The organism is Streptomyces sp. NPDC058650 (assembly GCF_042717315.1).
Taxonomy (GTDB): Bacteria; Actinomycetota; Actinomycetes; order Streptomycetales; family Streptomycetaceae; genus Streptomyces.
In genome coordinates this window covers 547,367-570,737 of the sequence record NZ_JBHXRL010000001.1, presented here as the reverse complement: position 1 = coordinate 570,737, position 23,371 = coordinate 547,367, and the positions used below count along the sequence as shown (strand labels likewise).

The window sequence follows — 23,371 nt, the reverse complement described above, 5'->3', positions numbered from 1 at the left end:
CCATGGCCCGACCTTTTCCACAGGCTGGTGTCCGACCTCTTGACTCAGCCGTCGGGCATTGTCACATTCATCGGTGTCAAGTTACGGACGCGTAGTGCGATCGGGCGCTCACACGGGACGGCGGATGGCATGGGCTCAGCAGTGACAGGCGAACTCTCCGCGGAGTTGCGGGGGTTCAGGGAAGTGCAGCGGCTCTCCTACGAGTGCGCGGAAGCCGTCGCGGCGCAGCTCAAGCCGGGCGTGACCGAGCGCGAGGCCGCCCGGATGCAGCGGGAATGGCTGTACGAGCGCGGGGTGCGGGACTGGTTCCACCGGCCGTTCGCCTGGTTCGGGGACCGCACGGCCTTCGTGGACTTCAAGATCCCCCTGCAGTTCTTCCCGACGAACCGCCGCCTGGAGGCGGGGATGCCGTTCATCCTCGACATGGCGCCGGTCTACAAGGGCCACACCGCCGACGTCGGCTACAGCGGCTGCCTGGGCCTCAACCCCCTGCACGACAAGCTGCTCGCCGACCTCCGCGACCACCGCGAGCTGATACTCCGCGAGGTCCGCGAGCGCCGTACGCTGCGCGAGATATACGAGGACGTGGACCGGCTCATGGTCCGCCAGGGGTACGCGAACCGGCACCGGGCCTACCCCTTCGGCGTCATCGCCCACAAGATCGACCGGGTGAAGGAGCGCCGCTGGTCGCCGACGCTCTTCGGCTTCGGCACGCAGGCGATCAAGGGCCTGGCGAGCGACGCGATCCACGGCCACCGGGACGGCTGGTCGCCGCTCTGGTCGCCGTACACGTTCTCCGACCACCCGCCCGTACCCGGGCTGTGGGCGGTCGAGCCGCACCTCGGATTCCGGGGGACGGGCGCGAAGTTCGAGGAGATCCTGGTCGTCACCGACTCGAAGGATCCCGAGCAGAGCGCGTTCTGGCTGGACGACGATCTGCCGCACGTGCGGCGCTGGAACGAGGGGGCGGTCTGATGGCGGGAATCGCTGGGCTCAACGACGCGGGGTCCACGCGGGCAGGGCTCAAGGGCGCGCGGGAGCGCTGGGTCCGTACGGGCGGGGTCGAGCTGTGTGTCGCCGAGCTCGGTGACACGGACCGGCCGACCGTGGTGCTCGTGCACGGCTACCCGGACTCCAAGGAGGTCTGGTCGCAGGTCGCGGCCCGGCTGGCCGAGGAGTTCCACGTGGTGCTGTACGACGTCCGGGGCCACGGCCGGTCGACGGCGCCGGCCCCGCTGCGCGGCGGCTTCACCCTGGAGAAGCTGACGGACGACTTCCTCGCGGTCGCCGACGCCGTCAGCCCGGACCGGCCGGTCCATCTCGTCGGCCACGACTGGGGCTCGGTGCAGTCCTGGGAGTTCGTCACCGTCCCCCGCACCGAGGGACGGATCGCCTCCTTCACCTCGATGTCGGGGCCGAGCCTCGACCACTTCGGGCACTGGATCAAGCAGCGCATGACCCGGCCCACCCCCCGTCGCGTCGGGCAGCTCCTCGGCCAGGGCGCCAAGTCCTGGTACGTGTACCTGCTGCACACGCCGGTGCTGCCGGAGCTCGCCTGGCGCGGGCCGCTCGGCAAGCGCTGGCCGAAGATCCTGGAGCGCGTCGAGAAGGTCCCGACCGGCGACTACCCGACGCCCTCGCTGCCGAGCGACGCGGCGCACGGCGCCTGGCTCTACCGGGACAACGTCCGCGCCCGTCTCGGCAGGCCGCGCCCCGACGCGTACGCGCACGTGCCCGTGCAACTGATCACGCCGACCGGTGACGCCTTCCTCTCCGAGCGGCTCTACGACGACCTGGGCACCTGGGTGCCGGACCTGACCCGGCGCACCCTGCCCGCCAAGCACTGGGTGCCGCGCACCCGGCCGGACCAGCTGTCGGCCTGGATCGCCGAGTTCGTCCGGGCCAACGAGGACCCGGCGACCGGGGCTTCGGGTGCTCGCCGGACCGTCGCGGCGACGGCGGCGAGGAGTGGGTTGAAGCCCGAGTACGCGGAGCGGTTCGGCGGGCAGCTGGTCCTGGTGACCGGGGCCGCCAGCGGCATCGGTCGGGCCACCGCCTTCGCGTTCGCGGAGGCCGGTGCCCGGGTCGTGGCCGTGGACCGGGACGCCGAGGGCGCGGGCCGTACGGCCGAGATGGCCCGGCTCATCGGCGCTCCCGAGGCCTGGAGCGAGACCGTCGACGTCGCCGACGAGCAGGCGATGGAGAAGCTGGCCGCGAAGGTGGCGAGCGAGTACGGGATCGTCGACGTCCTGGTCAACAACGCGGGCATAGGGCTCACCGGCTCCTTCTTCGAGACGACGAGCGAGGAGTGGAAGCGGGTCCTGGACGTCAACCTGTGGGGCGTGATCCACGGGTGCCGGATCTTCGGCGCGCAGATGACCGCGCGCGGCCAGGGCGGTCACATCGTCAACACCGCCTCGGCGGCCGCCTTCCAGCCCTCCCGGGCCCTGCCCGCGTACAGCACCTCGAAGGCGGCCGTGCTGATGCTCAGCGAGTGCCTGCGCGCCGAGCTGGCCGACCAGGGCATCGGGGTGTCCGCGATCTGCCCCGGCATCGTCAACACCAACATCACCGCGACCACGCGGTTCGCGGGGGTCACGGACGAGGCGGAGGAGACACGGCGCCAGAAGAAGGCGTCCCGGCTCTACGGCCTGCGGAACTACCCGCCGGAGAAGGTCGCGGACGCGATCCTGGGGGCGGTCCTGCACGACCGGGCCGTCGTCCCGGTGACCCCCGAGGCGCGGGGCATCCACGCCCTGTCCCGGCTGAGCCCGGGCGTGCTGCGGGCGTTCGCCCGCTGGCAGCCGCCCGCGTAGGCGGATCGGGGAAGGGACGCGCGGTCGTACGATCCCTCCCAGGAGGGGCCCCGCGGCGACGGGGTGCGGAAAGCGGGCGGTGGGGAGCGGGTTTGTCCGAGCAGTCAGCACAGCCGGAGTACCGGATCGAGGACCTCGCGCATCACAGCGGGGCCACGGTCCGGACGATCCGTGCCTACCAGGACCGCGGTCTGCTGCCCCGCCCCGAGCGGCGCGGCAGGTCCAACGTGTACGGGGACGCGCACCTCGCCAGGTTGCGCCAGATCGCCGACCTCCTCGACCGTGGCTACACCCTGGCCTCGATCAAGGAGCTCCTGGAGGCCTGGGACACCGGCCGGGGCCTCGGCGGGGTACTCGGCCTGGTCGCGGAGGTCCACGGGCCGTGGACGGACGAGGAGGCCGCCCGGATATCCCGCGCGGAGCTGGACGCCCGCTTCGGCGGTAAGCCCGACGACGACGCCATCCGGGAGGCCGTCGAGCTCGGCGTACTGGAGCGGCTTCCTGACCGGGAAGCGGAGGAGTACCTCGTACCGAGCCCGCAGGAGCTCGCCGTGGCCGTCGAGTTGTACGCGGCCGGGGTGCCGCTCCCGGCAATCACCGGGCATCTGCGGGAGCTTCGCGACCAGGTCGAGCACATCGCCTCCCGCTTCCTGGAGTTCACGACCGAGCACGTCTTCGCCCGCTACCTGGAGCATCGGCCCCCGACGGACGCGGACGCGGCCGAGGCGGCGACGATGGTGCGACGGCTCCGGCCGCTCGCCCAGCAGACGGTCGATGCCGAACTGGCGCGGGCCATGCGCCTGTTGGCGACCCGGCACCTCCAGCTCCACCTCTCGCCTGACACAGCGCCGCCGAGGGACGATGAACCTCGCTCGGTAGGGTTGCCCGCCGACACGATTCGGGCCGTGCAGAATCTGGTGGGCGCGGAGGGTGTCGCGGCCTTCGTCACGGCCGCCACTGAACGCGAAGTCCATAAAAGGACATTGGATACCCTTGCCTCAACTCGGCAGATATCCAGCTAACTTGCCCAATAGGCCTTAAATAACAGCCGCGTTGTCCACAGAAACGCCAACTAGCCTGTGGATAACCTACTTTGGCTGTGGATCAAACATGTCCGCTTCAATTCATCGGAGAACAATGGACGAACGACGCACGGTGAAGGTGTCGAAGTACCTCTCCAAGCATCTGCGTCACCAGCCCGAGCGCATCGGCCTCGTCCTCGACACGCAGGGCTGGACCGACATCGACACGCTCCTGCGGGCAACGGCCGCGCACGGCTTCCCGATCACCCGCGAGGAACTCGACCACGTCGTCGCGACCAACGACAAGAAGCGCTTCGCGATCGAGGGGACCCGCATCCGCGCCAGCCAGGGCCACACCGTCGAGGTGGACCTGGACCTGCCGGTCGCCGAACCGCCCGCGTACCTCTACCACGGTACGGTCGCGGACCGGATTACCGCGATCCGGGCGGAAGGGCTGCGCCCCATGGCCCGCCACCACGTGCACCTCTCCCCCGACCGGGAGACCGCGACCCGGGTCGGCGCCCGGCGCGGACGGCCGATCGTGCTGAGCGTCGACGCCGGCGCCATGCACCGCGCGGGACACGTCTTCCACGTCAGCGCCAACGGGGTCTGGCTGACCGACGCCGTGCCGCCGGAGTTCCTCCGCCTGCCCTCCTGAGCCCCGACCGCCCCCTGAACCCAACGGTTGAGGCATGATCGCCCCCATGGCACACCCGCACCTGCCCACCACCGAAGCGGCCGTCACCGCGATCCGCGAGATCGCCCAGGAGTTCCACCTGGAGATGACGGTGACCGACGACATCGGCGCGGACCAGACCTCCCGGCGCACCTCCGCCGGCGCGTTCGCCGTCCTCGACCCGGACGGCTCCCTGCCTCACGAGGCCTACGTCGAACTGGGCGGCGCCCCCTCGCTCACCGTCCAGCTCTTCCCCGAGGACGACGCCAGGATCACCGTGGACGGCATCGAGTTCGCCGACGTGCCCCGAGACGCGGTCCCCGCCTTCCTCCGCTCCGTCCTCGGCGGCCTCGCCCACGTGAAGGGCCGGTTCTTCCCGCCCGGCTGGTGGCTCGTCGTCCCGCTCCCCGGCGACACCACGCACAAGGAGCTCATCCCGGACAGCTCGCTCACCCCCTGGATGAACCGCAGCGTCCGCTGATCCTCCGCGGACCGCCGTAGGCTCGGGACCATGAGCCTGCGTCTGAGCACCGTCATCCTGCCCATCGACCGTTGGCACGAGGGAGGCCGCGAGAAGTGGCGGCGCGCCGAGGAGCTGGGGTTCCACACGGCGTACACCTACGACCACCTCTCCTGGCGCACCTTCCGCGACGGCCCGTGGTTCGGCGCGCTGCCCACCCTCACCGCCGCGGCCACGGCGACCGAGCGGCTCCGTCTGGGCACGCTCGTGACCTCCCCCAACTTCCGTCACCCCGTGACCCTCGCCAAGGACCTGATGTCGCTCGACGACATCTCCGGGGGCCGGATCACGCTCGGCATCGGGGCCGGCGGCAACGGCTTCGACGCCACCGCCCTCGGGCAGGAGGCGTGGACGCCGAAGGAGCGGGCCGACCGGTTCGGCGAGTTCGTGCCGCTGCTCGACCGTCTTCTCACCGAGGAATCGGTGACGGACCGGGGCACGTTCTACTCCGCGGAGGAGGCCCGGAACATCCCCGGCTGCGTCCAGCGCCCGCGACTGCCGTTCGCGGTGGCGGCGACCGGGCCGCGCGGGCTGAGGCTGGCCGCCCGGTACGGGCAGGCGTGGGTGACGACCGGCGACCCGAAGATCTTCGAAGAGGGCACCCCTGAGCAGTCGGTGGAAGCGCTGCGCGGCCAGATCGAGAAGCTCGGCAAGGCGTGTGCCGAGACCGGCCGGAACGTGGCCGAGCTCGACAAGGTCCTGCTCACCGGCTTCACCCCGGACCGCGGTCGCCCGCTGGAGTCGCTGAACGCCTTCGTCGACTTCGCCGGCACCCACCGCGACCTCGGCTTCACCGAGATCGTGATCCACTGGCCGATCGCGGACTCCGACTTCGCCGCCGACCAGGCCGTCTTCGAGAAGATCGCCACCGAGGCCCTCTCCCAGCTGGGCTGAGCCGCCCACCTCGGTCGACCCCGCCGGGGCCTGAGGTCAGGTCGCGCGCCGGGCGTGCCCGCGCCACAGGGCGAGCAGCACCGGTGAGCCGGTCGGCGCGGGCCGTCCGGGACAGACGTCGAAGTGGCTGACCCGGCAGGTGTCGGACGGTACGGCGGGGCCGAGGTTGACCGCCGTACCGTCGCCCGCCACGCGCCAGCGCCGGCCCGCCGGAACCACCCGGGCGGGCAGCTCCCCCGGCTCGATCATGACCCAGCGCCCCCGCACCGTCCGGTGCCAGGCGGCGCCGGCTCCGCACGCACCGCAGGTCGCGGGCGACGAGCTCCGCGCGTCCGGCACGGCCTTCCCGGTGCGGGCCGCGTGCGTCACGGCCTCGGTCATCCCCGCCAGGACGTCGCCCACCAGCACCGGCTCACGCGCCGGATGATCCGATCCGGCCTGCTCACAGCTCCCGCAGAGCGCCATCCCGAGACTCGCGATCCATATGCCGTACGGCGCACCGCAGGCCTCGCACTCGTCACACCGCCGGCCCGAGACCATGCCCCACCCCCTGGAGATGCCGTCAGCTCTCCTGGGATCCTCCCCATGCCCGCCAGGAACCGAACGAGCGTTTTACGGCCAGATCAGGACGCTCCGGGACGCGTCGCGGCACCGAATTCGCCTACTCATATGTGCACCTCCTCGCACGCCCGTGCGTCCGGTGCGGAACAATGGTCCGGTGACCTCTCCCCCCTCTCCGCGTTCCTCCGCACCGGCGACCCCGGCGACCCGGCTGATCGCCACCGACCTCGACGGCACGCTCCTGCGCGACGACAAGTCCGTCTCCGAGCGCACGATCGCCGCCCTCGCCTCGGCGGAGCGGGCCGGCATCGAGGTCTTCTTCGTCACCGGCCGGCCGGCCCGCTGGATGGACGTCGTCAGCGACCACGTCCACGGCCACGGCCTGGCCATCTGCGCCAACGGTGCCGCCGTCGTCGACCTCCACGCGGGAGGCACCTTCCTGGAGGTCCGCCCGCTGGAGCGGCCGGTCGCCCTCGACGTCGTGCGGGCCCTGCGCGCCGCCGCGCCCGGGACCTCCTTCGCGGTCGAGCTCACCACCGGCATCCACTACGAGCCGGACTACCCGCCGTTCTTCCTCGACCCCGGCGCCACCGTCGCCACCGCCGAGAAGCTCCTCTTCGAGGAGGCTCCGGGCGCCGCCGCCCCGGTACTCAAGCTGCTCGCCCAACATCCCGAGCTCGACCCCGACGCGTTCCTGGCCCTGGCCAGGGAGTCCGCCGGCGAACTGGCCTCCTTCACCCGGTCCAGCCCCACGGCTCTCCTGGAGGTCAGCGCCCTCGACGTCTCCAAGGCCTCCACCCTGGCCCGGTGCTGCGCCGAGCGCGGCATCACGGCCGAGGAGGTCGCCGCCTTCGGCGACATGCCCAACGACATCGAGATGCTCAGCTGGGCCGGCCGGTCGTACGCGATGGGCAACGCCCACCCCGCTGTGATCGCCGCCGCCTCCGGCCGTACGGTCGGCAACAACGAGGACGGCGTGGCCGTCGTCATCGAGCGGCTCGTGGCGGAGGCACTGGACGCGCGGCGGGACACCCCGTAGTCACCCGCCCGTCGTCAGAGCGGGGCCTCCCACACCACTGTCGTACCGCCGCCGTCCTCTCCGAGGCCCGGCCCGCACCAGCTCGCACCGCCCAGCGACTCGGCCCGCCGTGCCAGGTTGCGCAGACCGCTGCGCCGCCCGCCCTCCGGCATGCCGACGCCGTCGTCCGCGACCGAGAGCCGCACCCCGGCCGAGCCGTCGGGCAGCGTGACCGTGGCGTCGACGACCACCTCGATGCGGCTCGCCTCGGCGTGCCGGAAGGCGTTCGAGAGGGCCTCGCGCAGGGCGGCGATGAGGTTCTTGCCGGTGAGCTCGCCGACCGCCGAATCGATCACGCCGAGGAAGCGGTGCGCGGGCTTGAAGCCGAGCGGCACGGCCGCCATGTTGATCTCCCGCAGAACACGGGTGCGCAGCCCCGACGGGGCTTCGGCGGGACCCTGCTGGAGCGCGAAGATCGCCGTACGGATCTCCTGAATGGTCACGTCCAGCTCGTCCACGGCCTTGCCGACGCCCTCGCGCACGGCCGGCACGATCGACTTGCGCTGGGCGCTCTCCAGCATCATGCCGGTGGCGAAGAGCCGTTGGATGACCAGGTCGTGCAGGTCACGGGCGATCCGGTCACGGTCCTCGAACACGGCGAGACGCTCCCGGTCCCGCTGCGCGTCCGCCATCATCAGCGCGAGCGCCGCCTGTGAGGCGAACTGCGTGGCGAGCGTCCGCTCCGTCTCCGTGAACGGGCGCGCGCCTCGCACCCGGGGGGTGGCGAGCGCGCCGAGGACCCGCCCGCCACTCTGCAGCGGCAGCATCATGCTCGGGCCGTACGCGGAGGTCAGCCGACTGGTCATGCGCGGGTCCGTCGAGACGTCCGCCACGAAGACCGCCTCGCCTTCCAGGAGCCGTTCGACCACGGCGCTCTCGGGCGGGATCACGACGCCCAGCGACTTGGTGGCGCGGGGCGAGGAGACGGCGACGATCTCCAGGCCCCCCTCCTCGGCGGGCAGCAGCACGATGCCGGCGTCCGCGTCGGCAAGCCGGCGCGCCTGTTCGGCGACGACCGCGAGCGCGTCGTCCGCGTCGCCGCCGGAGAGCAGGGCCGTGGTGACGGCGACCGAGCCGTCGATCCACCGTTCGCGCTGCCGGGCGGCCTCGTAGAGGCGGGCGTTGCCGATGGCGATGCCCGCCTCCGTGGCGAGCACCCTGACCATGTGGACGTCGTAGTCGTTGAACTCGCCGCCGTCGTGCTTCTCGGCGAGGTAGAGGTTGCCGAAGATCTCGCCCTGGACCCGGATGGGTACGCCGAGGAAGGTCCGCATCGGCGGATGCCCCGGCGGGAAGCCGGCCGCGCGCGGGTCGCTGGACAGGTCGGCGAGGCGGATGGTCTGCGGGTCGCGGATCAGCGCGCCGAGCAGCCCGGCGTGGCCGTCGGGGAGACGTCCGATCCGGCGGGCCACGTCCTCCCCGACGCCGAAGGTGACGAAGTCGGACAGTCCCTTGCCCTCTTCGTCGACGACCCCGATCGCGGCGTAGCGGGCGGCGGCGAGTTCGGCGGCGGTCTCGCAGATCCGGTCGAGGGTGGAGTGGAGTTCGAGCCCCGTCCCGACCGACCGCATGGCCTCCAGGAGCTGCGGTACGCGGGCGGTGAGCTCCGTGGACAGCCCCTGGAGGCTGCGCGTGGCCCGAGTGGCGGCTTCCAGGGGGTCCGAGGCGTCGGACGCGGCGGCGGTCATGAGCCTGAGCCTAGTTAGTCCTATTTGGCGAGAAAAGTCGGCCGATGGCCTACGGCCCCGCTCATGCCCCGGACGCGGCCCCGCTCGACCCGGCGCCGACGACGAGCAGGTCGGTCTCCCGCTCCTGCTCCAGCATCCGGCGCAGCGGGCCCTCCGTCTCGGCCAGCTCGGCGTACGGGCCGCGCTGCACGGTCCGGCCCTCGGCCAGGACCACCACCTCGTCGACGGCGTCGAGCCCGTGCAGCCGGTGGGTGATGAGGACGGTGGTGCGACCCTCCGTGGCCCGGAGCAGGTCGTCGGTGAGCGCGTCGGCGGTGGCCAGGTCGAGGTGTTCGGCCGGCTCGTCGAGCACGAGGACGGGGAAGTCGGCCAGCAGGGCGCGCGCGAGCGCGAGGCGCTGCCGCTGGCCGCCGGAGAGCCGGGAGCCGTGCTCGCCCACGAGGGTGTCGAGCCCGGCCGGGAGGCCGTTCACCCAGTCGAGCAGCCGGGCCCGGCGCAGCGCGTCGCGCAGTTCCTCGTCGCTCGCCCCGACCTTCGCCAGCCGCAGGTTCTCCCGGACGGAGCTGTCGAAGATGTGGGCGTCCTGGGCGCAGAGCCCGACGAACCGCCGGACCGCGTCGCCGTCGAGCTCCCAGGCGGGCACGCCGCCGATCCGGTACATGCCGCTCTCCACGTCCAGGAACCGCAGCAGCACCTGGGCGAGCGTGGTCTTCCCGGAGCCGGAGGCACCGACGACGGCGACCCGGCGCCCGGCCTCCAGGGTGAGCCCGAAGTCGGCGAGCGCCGCCCGGTCCTGCCCGGCGTGCCGGGCGGAAAGCCCCGTCAGCTCCAGCGGGAACGGGTTCTCCGGGGGAGTCTCGGGCCTGGCGGGCTCGTGTACGGGGACGGGGGCGTCGAGCACCTCGAAGACACGCTCGGCGCTGTGCCGGACGCGCTGCCGGTACTGGACGGCGAGCGGCAGGCCGGTCACGGCCTCGAAGGCGGCGAGCGGTGTCAGGACGACCACGGCGAGAGCCACTCCGTCGAGCCGCCCGTCCCGTACGGCCTGGACGCCGACGAGTGCGGCGGCCGCGACGGTCAGTCCGCAGACCAGCGCGGAGAGACCGGCGCCGAGCGCGGTGGCCGCGGCCTGCCGGGAGGCGATGGAGGTGAGGTGCCGGTCGGCGGTCCGGGTCCGCTCGACCCGGCCGGGCAGCGCGCCCGCGACCGTCAGTTCGGCGCAGCCGCGGAGCAGGTCGGCGACGGCCGTCGCCAGGGCGCCGCGTGCGGGGGCGAGCCGGCGCTCCGCCCGACGGGCGAAGGCCCCGCCGACCGCCGGGACGGCGACGCCCGCGACCAGCAGGCCCACGGCGAGGACGGCCCCGGCCTCGGGAAGCAGCCAGGCGGTGAACCCGCTGGAGGCGACGCCCACGACGAGGGCGGCGCCCACCGGGAGAAGCCAGCGAAGCCAGTAGTCCTGGAGCGCGTCGACGTCCTGGACGAGCCGGGAGAGGAGGTCTCCGCGGCGGGTGCGGCGCAGCCCCGCCGGGGCGATCCGCTCCAGGCGGCGGTAGACGGAGACCCGGAGCTCGGCGAGCATCCGGAGCACGGCGTCGTGCGAGACGAGCCGTTCGGCGTACCGGAAGACGGCCCGGCCGATGCCGAAGGCGCGCGTGGCGGTGACGGCCATCATCAGATAGAGCACGGGCGGCTGTTCGGAGGCCCGGGAGATGAGCCAGCCGGACACGGCCATGAGCCCGACGGCGGAACCGAGGGCCAGGCTCCCGAGCAGCAGGGCGAGCGCCATGCGTCCCTTGAGCTCACCGGCCATGTCCCGGACCCGCCCGAGTCCCGACCGCCCGGAGCCCGCTCCGGCTCCCTCGTCGGCCACGCCGCCCGATCCGGCGTCCGACGCGCCGTCCGCTACGCCTCCGACGACCCCGTCCCCACCGGACCGAGCCCCCGGGTCCGCTCCCGCCGCTTCCACCTGGCCGCGTACGCCGACCGGCTCCGACGCGGCCGCACCCACTTCCCCGGCCGGCGCCGGAACCAGGCTCACCACCCGGTCCGCGACCGCGAGCAGCGCCGGACGGTGGACCACCAGCAGGACCGTCCGGCCGGCGGCGAGACGCCGGACCGCGTCGACGACGCCCGCCTCCGTCTCGCCGTCCAGCGCGGCCGTCGGCTCGTCGAGCAGCAGCAGCGGCCGGTCCGCCAGGAACGCCCGGGCGAGCGCCAGGCGTTGCCGCTGGCCCGCCGACAGTCCGGCACCGTCCTCGCCGAGCGGGGTGTCGAGCCCCTCGGCCAGCCCCGCGACGAACCCGTCCGCCCCGGCGTCCCGCAGGGCTTCCCGCACTGCCTCGTCGGTGGCGTCCGGGCGGGCCAGGCGTACGTTCTCGGCGATCGTCCCCGCGAAGAGGTACGGGCGCTGCGGTACCCAGGCGATCCGCGATCGCCAGCCCTCCAGGTCCAGCGTCGCGAGGTCCTCGCCGCCGACCCGGACGGAACCGCCTTCCTCCGGCGCCACGAAGCCGAGCACCACGTCGAGGAGCGTCGACTTCCCGACACCGCTCGGGCCGACCAGGGCCACCGTCTCGCCGGGCTCGACCGTCAGCGTCGCCGCGGCGAGGGCCGGTTCGGAGCGTCCAGCGTGCCGCACGGTCACCCGGTCGAGCTCCAGCCGTACGGAGGCCGGAACCGCCCCCGTACCGCCCCCGCGTACGGGCTGCTCCAGGACCTCGAAGATCTCCTCCGCCGCCGCGAGCCCTTCGGCCGCCGCGTGGTACTGCGCGCCCACCTGCCGCAACGGGAAGTAGGCCTCGGGCGCCAGGATCAGGATGACGAGCCCGGTGTACAGATCGAGCTCGCCGTGGACGAGCCGCATGCCGATGGTCACGGCGACGAGCGCGACCGACAAGGTCGCGAGGAGCTCCAGGGCGAAGGAGGAGATGAAGGCGATCCGCAGGGTGCGCATCGTCGCCTGCCGGTACTCCGAGGTGATCGCGCGGATCGACTCGGCCTGGGCCTTCGCCCGGCCGAAGATCTTGAGGGTGGGCAGGCCCGCCACGACGTCCAGGAAGTGACCGGAGAGCCGCGAGAGCAGCTTCCACTGCCGGTCCATCCGCGCCTGCGTGTACCAGCCGATGAGGATCATGAAGATCGGAATGAGCGGCAGGGTGACGACGATGATCGCCGCCGAGACCCAGTCCTCGGTGACGATCCGGGCGAGGACCGCCACCGGCACCACCACCGCGAGGCCGAGCTGCGGAAGGTAGCGGGAGAAGTAGTCGTCGAGCGCGTCGACGCCCCGCGTCGCCAGCGCGATCAGCGAACCCGCCTTCTGGCCGCTCAGCCACCCGGGTCCGAGCGCGGCCGCCCGGGCGAGGAGCCGGCCGCGGAGCTCGGACTTGACCGCCGCACTCGCCCGGTGGGCGGCGAGCTCGGTCAGCCAGGAGACAATGCCCCGCGCCACCGCGACTCCCGCGAGCAGCAGCAGAGGAGTGGTCAGATCGGAAACCGACAGGCCCTTCTGGAAGGCCCCCACCACGATCTCGGCGATGAGCATCGCCTGGGCGACGACCAGCGCCGCCCCGGCCAGACCGAGCACGACCACCGCGGCAAGGAAGAAGCGGGTGGCCCGGGCGTACCGGAGCAGACGCGGATCGATCGGTTTCACGTGAAACATGCCCCTCTAGTGAGCTCGTGCGTCGGTCGGCTAGTGCGCGTCGGCGATGTGCTGCGTACCGATGCGCTTACGGAACACCCAGTAGGTCCAGCTCTGGTAGAGCAGCACCAACGGGGTCGCGATCGCCGCGCACCAGGTCATGATCTTGAGCGTGTAGGGGCTCGACGACGCGTTCGTCACGGTAAGGCTCCACTCGGGATTGAGCGAAGACGGCATGACGTTCGGGAAGAGCGCGAGGAAGAGCATCGCCACCGCGGCGGCGATCGTCACGCCCGACAGCGCGAATGACCAGCCCTCGCGCCCCGCCTTGATGGCACCGATGGCGCCGACCAGGGCCACCACGGCGACCAGCATCGCCGCGACGCTCCAGCTGTCCCCCGTGTCGACCTGGGTCCAGATCAGGAAGACGAGCGCGAGCACGGCCGTGACCAGGCCCAGCTTGAGTGCGAGCGCCCGGGCGCGCACCCGGATGTCACCGACCGTCTTGAGCGAGGCGAAGACGGCGCCGTGGAAGGTGAAGAGGGTGAGCGTGACCAGACCGCCGAGGAGCGCGTACGGGTTGAGGAGGTCCCCGAAGGTGCCGACGTACTCCATCTCCGCGTCGATCTTCACGCCCCGGACGATGTTGCCGAAGGCCACGCCCCAGAGGAACGCCGGGATCAGGGAGGTCCAGAAGATGGCCTGCTCCCAGTTGCGCTGCCAGTTCTCCTCGGGCCGCTTCGCCCGGTACTCGAAGGCGACGCCCCGGACGATCAGGCAGACCAGGATGATCAGCAGCGGCAGGTAGAAGCCGGAGAAGAGCGTCGCGTACCACTCGGGGAAGGCGGCGAAGGTCGCGCCGCCGGCCGTGAGCAGCCACACCTCGTTGCCGTCCCAGACGGGACCGATCGTGTTGATGAGGACCCGCTTCTCGGCCCGGTCGCGGGCGAGCAGCTTGGTCAGGACGCCGATCCCGAAGTCGAAGCCTTCGAGAAAGAAGTAGCCGATCCAGAGGACGGCGATGAGTACGAACCAGACGTCGTGGAGTTCCATGCCTCGTTCTCCTGAGCCTCAGTACGAGAAGGCCATGGGGCGGTCGGGGTCACGGGAGTCCCCGCCGATCTTGGTGGGCGGGTTGAGGTCGTCCTCGGTGAGCTCCGGCGGTCCCGCCTTGACGTACTTGACGAGGAGCTTGACCTCGATCACGGCGAGGACGGCGTAGAGGGCGGTGAAGATGATCATCGAGGTGAGCACCTCACCCTGGGAGACACCGGGGGAGACCGCGTCCCGGGTGCGCAGCACGCCGTAGACGACCCAGGGCTGACGGCCCATCTCGGTGAAGATCCAGCCCCAGGAACTGGCGATGAGTGGGAAGCCCATGGTCCAGAGGGCGACGATCCAGTACCACTTGGTGAAGCGGGGGCTGAGCGCCTTCCGCTTGAACAGGACCAGATTCGGCACTTCGTCCTCACCGGTCCGCATCCCCGGTGCCAGCATGAACTTCTTGCGGGTCAGCCAGAGGCCGAGCATGCCGATGCCCAGCGAGGCCATGCCGAAGCCGATCATCCAGCGGAATCCCCAGTACGCGACGGGGATGTTCGGCCGGTAGTCGCCGGGGCCGAACTTCTCCTGCTCGGCCTTGTTGATGTCGTTGATGCCCGGGACGTACGAGGTGAAGTCGTCGTTCGCGAGGAAGGACAGGAGTCCCGGGATCTCGATGGCGACCTTGTTGTGGCCCTTGTCGACATCGCCGTAGGCGAAGATCGAGAAGGGCGCGGGCGCCTCGCCGTCCCAGAGCGCCTCGGCGGCGGCCATCTTCATCGGCTGCTGCTTGAACATGACCTTGCCGAGCAGGTCACCGCTGATGGCGGTGCCGAGGCCGGCGATGATCAGCGTGATCAGGCCGAGCCGCAGCGAGGTCCGCATCACCGGAATGTGCTTCTTGCGCGCCAGGTGGAACGCGGAGATGCCGACCATGAACGCGCCGCCGACCAGGAAGGCCGCCGTCATGGTGTGGAAGAACTGGGTGAGGGCCGTGTTCTGGGTGAGCACCAGCCAGAAATCGGTGAGCTCCGCCCGGCCGCGCTCCTCGTTGATGCGGTACCCGACGGGGTGCTGCATCCAGGAGTTCGCCGCGAGGATGAAGTAGGCGGAGAGGATGGTGCCGATCGACACCATCCACATGCAGGCGAGGTGGATCCGCTTGGGCAGCTTGTCCCAGCCGAAGATCCACAGGCCGATGAACGTGGACTCGAAGAAGAAGGCGATGAGCGCCTCGAAGGCGAGCGGGGCACCGAAGACGTCGCCGACGAAACGGGAGTAGTCGGACCAGTTCATACCGAACTGGAACTCCTGCACGATGCCGGTGACGACGCCCATGGCGATGTTGATCAGGAACAGCTTGCCCCAGAACTTCGTCGCCCTGAGGTACTTCTCCTTCTCGGTCCGCACCCAGGCCGTCTGAAGACCGGCGGTGAGGGCGGCGAGGGAGATCGTCAGGGGGACGAAGAGGAAGTGGTAGACGGTGGTGATGCCGAACTGCCAGCGCGCCAGAGTCTCTGGCGCAAGAGCGAGGTCCACGTCTTCTCCTTACTCGCCGTGATCACATCGGCAGTTTGCCCCGTTAATCCCACCGATTAAGGGATAAACCAGGCGCGCTTGTGAACGCGTTCACATTCACAAGCATTATGGCTCATACGAAATCCGTACCTTCAGTCGGGGTCCCCCCATCGAAGGTCACCCCTTCCCAGGGACTTCAACATATTGTTGAATCCGGGGCATGACCCTTCGGATACGCATCTCCTGGCCGGCCGGACACACCACGGCGACCCTTGAGGAAACCCCCACGAGCGCGGCGCTCGCGGGGGCTCTCCCGATCTCCTCCACCGCCCGGACCTGGGGCCAGGAGGTCTACTTCGACACCCCGGTCTCCGTCCCCGTCGAGGACGGAGCGCGCCAGGTCGTGGAGCCGGGCACGGTGGCCTTCTGGACGGACGGCGACGCGCTCGCCCTCCCCTACGGCCCGACCCCGATCTCACGGGGGGACGAGTGCCGGCTCGCGAGCCCCTGCAATCTGCTGGGCGCCCTGGACGGCGACCCGCGGATCCTGGCCACCGTCAGGGACGGCGACCCGATCCGCGTGGAACTCGTCGCCGGCCGCTGATCAGCCCTGCGCGCGGAAGCCCTCCGCCGTCTTCAGGAACAGGTCGTTCGCCTCGGTCTCGCCGATCGTGACGCGCACGCCCTCGCCCGCGAACGGCCGCACCATCACGCCGTGCCGCTCGCACTCCGCCGCGAAGTCCAGCGTCCGCTCACCGAGCCGCAGCCAGACGAAGTTCGCCTGGGTGTCCGGCACGGTCCAGCCCTGGGCCACAAGCCCCGCGTGGACCCGCTCGCGCTCGGCCACCAACGAGCCGACCCGGCCGAGCAGTTCGTCCTCGGCCCGCAGCGAGGCCACCGCCGCGTCCTGCGCCAGCTGGCTGACCCCGAACGGGACCGCCGTCTTGCGCAGCGCCGCCGCCACCGGCTCGTGGGCGATCGCGAAGCCGACCCGCAGCCCCGCCAGGCCGTACGCCTTGGAGAACGTACGCAGCACGGCGACGTTCGGCCGGTCGCGGTAGAGCTCGATGCCGTCCGGGATGTCGGAGTCGCGGACGAACTCCTTGTACGCCTCGTCGATGACGACCAGGACGTCAGAGGGCACCCGGTCGAGGAAACGCTCCAGCTCGGCCCGGCGGACCGCGGTGCCCGTGGGGTTGTTGGGGTTGCAAACGAAGATCAGCCGGGTCCGGTCGGTGATCGCCGCGGCCATCGCGTCGAGGTCGTGCACCTCGCCGTCGGTCAGCGGCACCTGTACCGAGGTGGCGCCACTGATCTGCGTGATGATCGGGTACGCCTCGAAGGAGCGCCAGGCGTAGATCACCTCGTCACCCGGGCCCGAGGTGGCCTGGAGCAGCGACTGCGCGACCCCTACCGAGCCCGTGCCCGTCGCGATGTGCGAGACCGGCACGCCGAAGCGGTCGGCGAGCTCCTGCATCAGGCCCGTGCAGGCCATGTCCGGGTAGCGGTTGAAGTTCGCGGCGGCGGCCAGCGTGCTCTCCATGACCCCGGGCAGCGGCGGATAGGGGTTCTCGTTGGACGACAGCTTGAAGGCCACGGGTCCGCCCGCGGCGGCCGGCTTACCCGGCTTGTAGGTGGGGACGCCGTCCAGCTCGGCGCGCAGCTTGGGGCTGCCGGTGCTCGTCCCGCTGGTCTCGCTCACAGTGTGGCCTCCTCGACCGTCCGTACCGCCAATACTCCTCACCTTAAGAGGATTCGCCTCCGCTGCGAATGGCCTGTGGACAACAGGAGGGACACGCTGTGGAAACCGCTCCCGATCCCTCCCCTGGCGATCCCGTGGACAGCCCGTGGAGAGGGGGAGCGCGAGCCCGGGTGGCGCGCGCCGGTGGCGGGCGCCGTGGCGCGCATCCCCCGTAGAGGTGAGTTGAGACCTCTTCGAGACCTCGTCCCATCGCCAGGCCTATGCCGTTCGGCAACCCTAGGTCGCATGGATGGACCCTTAACTACCTTGCATTCCTTGGCCATTGGCAGTTTTCGATCATGCAGAAACGTGCCTGTCAATGCCTGCATATGCGACCGTCCCGACCGCCCCTCATCGCCCTACTATCGGCTCGCCATGACAGCAGCAGGGAAGCACCAGGTGAGCCGGGCACAGACCCGGGGAAGCCGGCAGGGCCGGGCAGGCATCCGGGACGTGGCCGCCGCCGCCGGGGTCTCCATCACGACTGTCTCCGACGCGCTCAACGGCAAGGGCCGACTCCCGGACGCCACCCGCCGCCACGTCCGCGAGGTCGCCGACCGGCTGGGCTACCGCCCATCCGCGGCGGCCCGCACGCTCCGTACGGGCAAGTCGGGACTCATCGGCCTGACCGTGACCACGTACGGGGATGAACCTTTCACCTTCACCGAATTCGCATACTTCGCGGAGATGGCCAGAGCAGCCACATCGGCAGCACTCGCCCGGGGCTACGCCCTGGTCATCCTCCCCGCCACCTCCCGCCATGACGTCTGGTCGAACGTCGCCCTCGACGGCACCGTCGTCATCGACCCCTCCGACCACGACCCGGTCGTCACCGAACTGGTCCGGCAAGGCCTCCCCGTCGTCTCCGACGGACGCCCCGCCGGCACCCTTCCGGTCACCGCCTGGGTCGACAACGACCACGAAGCCGCCGTCCTCGATCTGCTCGACCACCTCGCCGACGCCGGCGCCCGCCGCATCGGCCTCCTCACCGGAACCACCACCGACACGTACACCCGCCTGTCCACCACCGCGTACCTCAACTGGTGCGAGCGGGTCGGCCAGGACCCCGTCTACGAGGCCTATCCGGCGCACGATCCGTGCGCGGGCGCCGTCGCGGCCGACCGGCTGCTCGCCCGCCCGGACCGACCCGACGCCGTATACGGCCTCTTCGATCCCAACGGAACCGATCTCCTCGCGGCCGCGCGCCGCTACGGGCTGCGCGTCCCGGAGGACCTGCTGCTGGTCTGCTGCAGCGAGTCCACCGTCTACGCCACCACCGAACCGCCCATCACGACACTCTCGCTCAAGCCACGCAGGATCGGCACGGCCGTCGTCCAGCTCCTCATCGACGCCATCGAGGGGGTCGATACGGACGGTCCGGTCGAGCAGGTGATACCGACCGAACTCATCGTCCGCACGTCCTCGCAGCGGCGCTCGCCGCGCACCACGGTCAGCCCGCCGCGCTCACCCGCGAAGGAGTGACCGAGGCTCACCGAATCCGCCGTCCCCGCCCCTGCCCGTGGGCAGGGGCGGCGAAACCGAGCACCGTACCGGCCTCAACCCTGGACTGGACCTTCTCAATTCGGGCGAAACAACCGGTGAACCCGGAGTGGACCCGGATTCACCACCCCTGGTGCGTCACACAGGAGGACCCTCATTCCTATGATGGGCGGACGACATCGTGGGCCACCCCGACCAGGCCGGTCCACCATGTGCAGGGCATCGCGACGGTGGTGGAGGGGTCCATGACTCAGGGGGCCGGGCAGGAGCCCGTGGTGCGCACGGCGACATTGCGCGACTTCCGCGTACCGCCGTACGCCCGGGTGCCCGTACAGGGCCACGCCGCCGAGCCGACGTCCGCGGATCCGCTGCCGACGCCCGCGCCGTCGGCACAGCATCTTCCGCCGGGTGAGCACCTTCCCTCTGCCGAAGCACCGGCCGAGGGACCGGTCGCGACGCCAGTCGCCCCGCCCATGCCGGCCACCGCGCCCGCACGGACGGTCGAGGCAGCACCGAGCGGGTCGCTCCCCGTCGTCGGCGCGCCCCCGTCCACGCCCGCCGCCGTCGCACCCGCACCCGTGCCCGCGCCGCCCGTACCCGCGGCCGCGCCCGTACCGGCACCCGCACCCGCACCCGCACCCGCACCCGCACCCGCACCCGCACCCGCCGACCCAACCCTGCTCCTGGGCCGCCGCATCGCCCCCGCGTACACCGGCACCACCGGCGCCACCACCAGCACCACCGGCTCCTCCATCGTCTCGGTCGCCACCGGCCACCCCGGCAGCGCCTTCCCCGAGGGGAACGTGCCCGAGGGCTACACCCCGACCGAGCGCGACCTCCCGGTCATCAACCGCGGCGACACCGTCCAGGTCCGGGTCACCCCCGACGCCGCCACCGCGCCCGACCCCGCCGCCACGACCGGCGACGGCCCCGGCCCCCTCTACGTCGTCGGCGACGTCCACGGCTACCTCGACGAACTCGTCGCCGCCCTGCGCGCCCAGGGCCTCGTCGACGAGAACGGCGGCTGGGCCGCGGGCAACGCCCGACTCTGGTTCCTCGGCGACTTCACCGACCGCGGTCCCGACGGCATCGGCGTCATCGACCTCGTCATGCGGCTCTCCGCCGAGGCCGCCGCCGCCGGCGGCTACTGCAAGGCCCTCATGGGCAACCACGAGCTGCTGCTGATCGGCGCCAAGCGCTTCGGCGACACCCCGGTCAACTCCGGTGCGGGCACGGCCACCTTCCAGGCCGCCTGGCTGCTCAACGGTGGCCAGAAGCACGACATGGACCGGCTCCAGGACGTCCACCTCCAGTGGATGTCCCGACTCGACGCCGTGGTCCTGGAGGACGACCACCTCCTCCTGCACTCCGACACCACCGCGTACCTCGAATACGGCGAGACCATCGAGGACGTCAACGAGACGGTCCACGAGATCCTCACCCGGAGCGACGCCGACGAGGTCTGGGACGTGTTCCGGAAGTTCACGAAGCGCTTCGCGTTCCGCGACGAGGGCGGCCCGCAGGCCGTCCAGGAGCTCCTCTCCACCTACGGCGGCAGCCGGATCGTGCACGGCCACAGCCCCATCCCGTACCTCCTCGGCCAGGTCGGCACGGAGGAGAGCGAAGGTGGCGGCGGCCCGATCGTCGACGGGCCGCATGTATACGCGGACGATCTCGCGATCGCCATGGACGGTGGCGTGACCATGGCCGGAAAGCTGCTGGTCGTCCAACTCCCTCTGAACGGCTGACGCATAACCCTGCGCATCCGGGGAAGTCGATTTCCGGAAACACTCTGTCAGCCTGTGGCGTCAGCGCAATACCATCGGACCATCCGTAGCAGGCTCTCCTCCGTTTCCGCCCGACCGGCCGTTCTCCACGGCTGATCCGGGCCTGCGGAGCATCGGGGGATGCACATGAACGTGGCTCCGTACCTGCTGACCGAGGATCGCGCCGAGTACGAGCGGGTCCTCGACGACGCACTGAGCACCGCCCACGCACGTCCGGATCTCGCCGGAGTCGGGACACGGCTCACGGTCGGGCAACTACGCTCCATGGCCCTGAACGCGACAGCGCTGATCACCACCGCGGCGTCCAGCGAGTACGACCACTTCGTCAAGGTCCGCGAGCAGAGCCGCGTCGCGGTCGCCACCCGCGTACCCGCCCCGCAGAACGGCTCCGGAGCGGGGATCGCCGCGATCGTCACGGTCATGGTGCCCGTCCTCGCCGGGTCGGCCGCCTTCATCTTCCTGCTGGTCGGCGCGCTCCTGCACGCGATCGCGCCCACCGTGGTGTTCGGCGCGACGCTGCTGACGGCCGGCCTGGTCTTCGGCGCGATCGCCGCCGCGGGCCTGCTCTGCGCGGCCGCCGGGATCCTCAGGACCGCCCTGCGCAACAGCCCGACCGCGACGGTCAACGCCGGTACGCCCGCCACCGCGGCGGACGACGAACTGTCCCGCGCTCGCGAGGCCTGGCGCCTCGCCCTGCTCGAACGCGGCGTCGTCCCCTTCCTCCGCGACGCCCTCGCCGCCATGGACCGGGACGACGGCACCCCCACCTGACGGCGCCTCCACCCGGCGGGGGCACCCCCGGACAACGGCACCGGCCCGCGACTCCCCCGTGGGTCGCGGGCCGGTACCTGCTCAGAAACCGGCGTGGTGCCGACTCAGAAGCCGGCGTGGTGCCGACTCAGAAGCCGCCGCGGTCAGTCCGCGAGCGGCAGGTACACGCGGTTGCCGGCCTCCGCGAACTCCTTCGACTTCTCCGCCATCCCGGCCTCGATCTCCTGCTGCGTGCCGCCGTGCTCCCGCCGGATGTCCTGGGAGATCTTCATCGAGCAGAACTTCGGACCGCACATCGAGCAGAAGTGCGCGGTCTTCGCGGGCTCCGCCGGCAGCGTCTCGTCGTGGAACTCGCGTGCGGTGACCGGGTCGAGCGCCAGGTTGAACTGGTCCTCCCAGCGGAACTCGAACCGCGCGTCCGAGAGCGCGTCGTCCCACTCCTGCGCGCCCGGGTGCCCCTTCGCGAGGTCCGCCGCATGGGCGGCGATCTTGTACGTGATGACGCCCGTCTTCACGTCGTCCTTGTTGGGCAGGCCCAGGTGCTCCTTGGGCGTGACGTAGCAGAGCATCGCCGTGCCCCACCAGGCGATCATCGCCGCGCCGATGCCGGAGGTGATGTGGTCGTAGGCGGGCGCCACGTCCGTCGTCAGCGGGCCGAGCGTGTAGAACGGCGCCTCCTCGCAGATCTCCTGCTGGAGGTCGATGTTCTCCTTGATCTTGTGCATCGGGACGTGGCCCGGGCCCTCGATCATCGTCTGCACGTTGTGCCGCTTGGCGATCGTGTTCAGCTCACCGAGCGTGCGCAGCTCCGCGAACTGCGCCTCGTCGTTGGCGTCCGCGATCGAGCCGGGGCGCAGACCGTCGCCGAGCGAGTACGTGACGTCGTACGCCGCCAGGATCTCGCAGAGCTCCTCGAAGTTCGTGTAGAGGAAGTTCTCCTTGTGGTGGGCGAGACACCAGGCGGCCATGATCGAGCCGCCGCGCGAGACGATGCCGGTCTTGCGGCGCGCGGTGAGCGGCACGTACGGCAGGAGCACGCCGGCGTGCACCGTCATGTAGTCGACGCCCTGCTCGGCCTGCTCGATGACCGTGTCCTTGTAGATCTCCCAGGTCAGGTCCTCGGCCCGGCCGTCGACCTTCTCCAGGGCCTGGTAGAGCGGCACGGTACCGATCGGCACGGGGGAGTTGCGCAGCACCCACTCGCGGGTGGTGTGGATGTTGCGGCCGGTGGACAGGTCCATGACCGTGTCCGCGCCCCACTTGGTGGCCCAGGTCATCTTCTCCACCTCCTCCTCGATGGAGGAGGTGACGGCGGAGTTGCCGATGTTGGCGTTCACCTTCACCAGGAACCGCTTGCCGATGATCATCGGCTCGATCTCCGGGTGGTTGACGTTCGCCGGGAGCACCGCGCGGCCCGCGGCGATCTCCTCCCGTACGACCTCGGGGGAGACGTTCTCCCGAATCGCGACGTACTCCATCTCCGGGGTGATCTCCCCCCGGCGGGCGTACGCGAGCTGCGTCACCGCCTGGCCGTCGCGGCCGCGGCGCGGCAGGCGCGGACGGCCGGGGAAGACGGCGTCGAGGTTCTTGAGCCCGCCGCCGCGCGGCGACGTGTGCTTGATGCCGTCGTCCTCGGGGCGGACGGGACGGCCCGCGTACTCCTCGGTGTCACCGCGCGCGATGATCCAGTTCTCGCGCAACGGCGCAAGGCCTCGCCGTACGTCGGTGTCGATGGTGGGGTCGGTGTACGGACCGGACGTGTCGTACAGCGTCACGTCCTTGCCGTTGGTGAGGTGCACCTGACGGACCGGGACCTGGAGGTCGGGGCGCGAACCCTCGACGTAGCCCTTGTGCCAGCCCGGCGTGCGGGCGCCGTCGACGGACGTGCCGTCCTGGTCGGAGGCAGGCGTGCGTGCATCCTGAATGGTCATGAGACCGATCTCCCTACGCCGGCATTACCCGGTAACAGGTTCGGCGGTCGGCGCAGCCTCCTCCCGTACGTGCGTACGGTGATCAGCGCCCTCTCAGCCCGGTGCTCCGAGCTCCCGCGTGTGCAAAGTGGTCACCACGCTAGCGCCATCCCGGGCGTGCTGAACAGTGGGCCCCCACCGTTCT

General features: G+C 71.1%; 18 protein-coding genes and 1 riboswitch. Of the genes, 11 read left to right on the top strand and 7 right to left on the bottom strand.

Translation table 11 applies throughout. The annotated features are described in order from the left end of the window. Positions 1-129: 129 nt before the first annotated feature. The 6 genes from ACFWWU_RS02775 (at position 130) to ACFWWU_RS02750 (ending at position 5,928) form a co-directional block, all read left to right on the top strand. Positions 130-975: a M24 family metallopeptidase gene (locus ACFWWU_RS02775; protein WP_384138061.1), complete on the top strand. Its 846-nt coding sequence runs from the start codon at positions 130-132 to the stop codon at positions 973-975. Beyond that, positions 975-2,816: an SDR family oxidoreductase gene (locus ACFWWU_RS02770; protein ID WP_384138059.1), complete on the top strand. Its 1,842-nt coding sequence runs from the start codon at positions 975-977 to the stop codon at positions 2,814-2,816. The genes ACFWWU_RS02775 and ACFWWU_RS02770 overlap by 1 nt, the downstream gene beginning before the upstream one ends. A 92-nt stretch (positions 2,817-2,908) precedes the next feature. Continuing rightward, positions 2,909-3,838: a MerR family transcriptional regulator gene (locus ACFWWU_RS02765; protein ID WP_384138057.1), complete on the top strand. Its 930-nt coding sequence runs from the start codon at positions 2,909-2,911 to the stop codon at positions 3,836-3,838. Between the two features lie 115 nt (positions 3,839-3,953). After that, positions 3,954-4,496: an RNA 2'-phosphotransferase gene (locus ACFWWU_RS02760; RefSeq protein ID WP_384138055.1), complete on the top strand. Its 543-nt coding sequence runs from the start codon at positions 3,954-3,956 to the stop codon at positions 4,494-4,496. A 46-nt stretch (positions 4,497-4,542) separates the two neighbouring features. Next, positions 4,543-4,995: a hypothetical protein gene (locus ACFWWU_RS02755; protein WP_384138053.1), complete on the top strand. Its 453-nt coding sequence runs from the start codon at positions 4,543-4,545 to the stop codon at positions 4,993-4,995. Between the two features lie 30 nt (positions 4,996-5,025). Then, the gene (locus tag ACFWWU_RS02750; protein WP_384138051.1) at positions 5,026-5,928 is read left to right on the top strand and encodes an LLM class flavin-dependent oxidoreductase; all 903 of its coding nucleotides are present in this window, start codon (positions 5,026-5,028) and stop codon (positions 5,926-5,928) included. Between the two features lie 36 nt (positions 5,929-5,964). Here ACFWWU_RS02750 and ACFWWU_RS02745 read toward each other — a convergent pair whose 3' ends face one another. Next, on the bottom strand, positions 5,965-6,330 hold the full coding sequence (locus ACFWWU_RS02745; protein ID WP_384138049.1) for a DUF6083 domain-containing protein: 366 nt from the start codon (positions 6,328-6,330) through the stop codon (positions 5,965-5,967). Between the two features lie 316 nt (positions 6,331-6,646). Between ACFWWU_RS02745 and ACFWWU_RS02740 the strand changes: the two genes are divergently transcribed. Further along, the gene (locus ACFWWU_RS02740) at positions 6,647-7,528 is read left to right on the top strand and encodes a Cof-type HAD-IIB family hydrolase (protein WP_384138047.1); all 882 of its coding nucleotides are present in this window, start codon (positions 6,647-6,649) and stop codon (positions 7,526-7,528) included. Positions 7,529-7,542: 14 nt separating this feature from the next. Here ACFWWU_RS02740 and ACFWWU_RS02735 read toward each other — a convergent pair whose 3' ends face one another. From ACFWWU_RS02735 to ACFWWU_RS02720, 4 genes are all read right to left on the bottom strand, one after another. After that, positions 7,543-9,255 carry a GAF domain-containing sensor histidine kinase gene (locus ACFWWU_RS02735; protein ID WP_384138045.1) on the bottom strand — a complete coding sequence of 571 codons (1,713 nt, stop codon included), beginning with the start codon at positions 9,253-9,255 and terminating at the stop codon, positions 7,543-7,545. Positions 9,256-9,316: 61 nt separating this feature from the next. Next, positions 9,317-12,919, bottom strand: coding sequence for a thiol reductant ABC exporter subunit CydD (gene cydD / locus ACFWWU_RS02730; RefSeq protein ID WP_384138043.1), 3,603 nt, complete (start codon positions 12,917-12,919; stop codon positions 9,317-9,319). A gap of 30 nt (positions 12,920-12,949) precedes the next feature. Continuing rightward, positions 12,950-13,951 carry a cytochrome d ubiquinol oxidase subunit II gene (gene cydB / locus ACFWWU_RS02725; RefSeq protein WP_384138041.1) on the bottom strand — a complete coding sequence of 334 codons (1,002 nt, stop codon included), beginning with the start codon at positions 13,949-13,951 and terminating at the stop codon, positions 12,950-12,952. Positions 13,952-13,969: 18 nt separating this feature from the next. After that, entirely contained in the window at positions 13,970-15,478 is a 1,509-nt protein-coding gene (locus ACFWWU_RS02720; RefSeq protein WP_384138039.1) for a cytochrome ubiquinol oxidase subunit I, read from the bottom strand. Positions 15,479-15,677: 199 nt separating this feature from the next. Here ACFWWU_RS02720 and ACFWWU_RS02715 point away from each other — a divergent pair, with 199 nt between their 5' ends. Then, entirely contained in the window at positions 15,678-16,061 is a 384-nt protein-coding gene (locus ACFWWU_RS02715) for a cyclophilin-like fold protein (protein WP_384138037.1), read from the top strand. Here the strand turns inward: ACFWWU_RS02715 and hisC are convergent, their stop codons facing one another. Further along, a complete protein-coding gene (hisC, locus tag ACFWWU_RS02710; protein WP_384138035.1) occupies positions 16,062-17,159 on the bottom strand; it encodes a histidinol-phosphate transaminase in 1,098 nt (365 codons plus the stop codon). Positions 17,160-17,573: 414 nt separating this feature from the next. On the opposite strand from hisC, the gene ACFWWU_RS02705 reads away from it, so the two are divergent. The 3 genes from ACFWWU_RS02705 to ACFWWU_RS02695 all read left to right on the top strand — a co-directional run bounded on the left by ACFWWU_RS02705 (position 17,574) and on the right by ACFWWU_RS02695 (position 21,256). Beyond that, the gene (locus ACFWWU_RS02705) at positions 17,574-18,680 is read left to right on the top strand and encodes a LacI family DNA-binding transcriptional regulator (protein WP_384138033.1); all 1,107 of its coding nucleotides are present in this window, start codon (positions 17,574-17,576) and stop codon (positions 18,678-18,680) included. 263 nt (positions 18,681-18,943) lie between these two features. Further along, positions 18,944-20,446: a metallophosphoesterase family protein gene (locus ACFWWU_RS02700; RefSeq protein WP_384138031.1), complete on the top strand. Its 1,503-nt coding sequence runs from the start codon at positions 18,944-18,946 to the stop codon at positions 20,444-20,446. Between the two features lie 159 nt (positions 20,447-20,605). Then, complete coding sequence (locus ACFWWU_RS02695; RefSeq protein ID WP_384138029.1) at positions 20,606-21,256, top strand: hypothetical protein; 651 nt, start codon at positions 20,606-20,608, stop codon at positions 21,254-21,256. Positions 21,257-21,399: 143 nt separating this feature from the next. On the opposite strand, the gene thiC is transcribed toward ACFWWU_RS02695, so the two are convergent. Continuing rightward, a complete protein-coding gene (gene thiC / locus ACFWWU_RS02690; RefSeq protein ID WP_384138027.1) occupies positions 21,400-23,187 on the bottom strand; it encodes a phosphomethylpyrimidine synthase ThiC in 1,788 nt (595 codons plus the stop codon). Beyond that, positions 23,181-23,315: riboswitch (TPP riboswitch) on the bottom strand. It overlaps the preceding gene by 7 nt. Between the last annotated feature and the right edge of the window lie 56 nt (positions 23,316-23,371).

What these genes read in the sequence shown, in the direction of transcription:
- ACFWWU_RS02775 (WP_384138061.1), top strand. Translation starts at nt 130, where the DNA reads ATGGGCTCAGCAGTGACAGGCGAACTCTCCGCGGAGTTGCGGGGGTTC.
- ACFWWU_RS02695 (WP_384138029.1), top strand. Translation starts at nt 20,606, where the DNA reads ATGCACATGAACGTGGCTCCGTACCTGCTGACCGAGGATCGCGCCGAG.
- ACFWWU_RS02735 (WP_384138045.1), bottom strand. Translation starts at nt 9,255, where the DNA reads ATGACCGCCGCCGCGTCCGACGCCTCGGACCCCCTGGAAGCCGCCACT.
- ACFWWU_RS02770 (WP_384138059.1), top strand. Translation starts at nt 975, where the DNA reads ATGGCGGGAATCGCTGGGCTCAACGACGCGGGGTCCACGCGGGCAGGG.
- ACFWWU_RS02700 (WP_384138031.1), top strand. Translation starts at nt 18,944, where the DNA reads ATGACTCAGGGGGCCGGGCAGGAGCCCGTGGTGCGCACGGCGACATTG.
- thiC (WP_384138027.1), bottom strand. Translation starts at nt 23,187, where the DNA reads ATGACCATTCAGGATGCACGCACGCCTGCCTCCGACCAGGACGGCACG.
- cydD (WP_384138043.1), bottom strand. Translation starts at nt 12,919, where the DNA reads ATGTTTCACGTGAAACCGATCGATCCGCGTCTGCTCCGGTACGCCCGG.
- cydB (WP_384138041.1), bottom strand. Translation starts at nt 13,951, where the DNA reads ATGGAACTCCACGACGTCTGGTTCGTACTCATCGCCGTCCTCTGGATC.
- ACFWWU_RS02705 (WP_384138033.1), top strand. Translation starts at nt 17,574, where the DNA reads ATGACAGCAGCAGGGAAGCACCAGGTGAGCCGGGCACAGACCCGGGGA.
- ACFWWU_RS02715 (WP_384138037.1), top strand. Translation starts at nt 15,678, where the DNA reads ATGACCCTTCGGATACGCATCTCCTGGCCGGCCGGACACACCACGGCG.
- ACFWWU_RS02760 (WP_384138055.1), top strand. Translation starts at nt 3,954, where the DNA reads ATGGACGAACGACGCACGGTGAAGGTGTCGAAGTACCTCTCCAAGCAT.
- ACFWWU_RS02755 (WP_384138053.1), top strand. Translation starts at nt 4,543, where the DNA reads ATGGCACACCCGCACCTGCCCACCACCGAAGCGGCCGTCACCGCGATC.
- ACFWWU_RS02750 (WP_384138051.1), top strand. Translation starts at nt 5,026, where the DNA reads ATGAGCCTGCGTCTGAGCACCGTCATCCTGCCCATCGACCGTTGGCAC.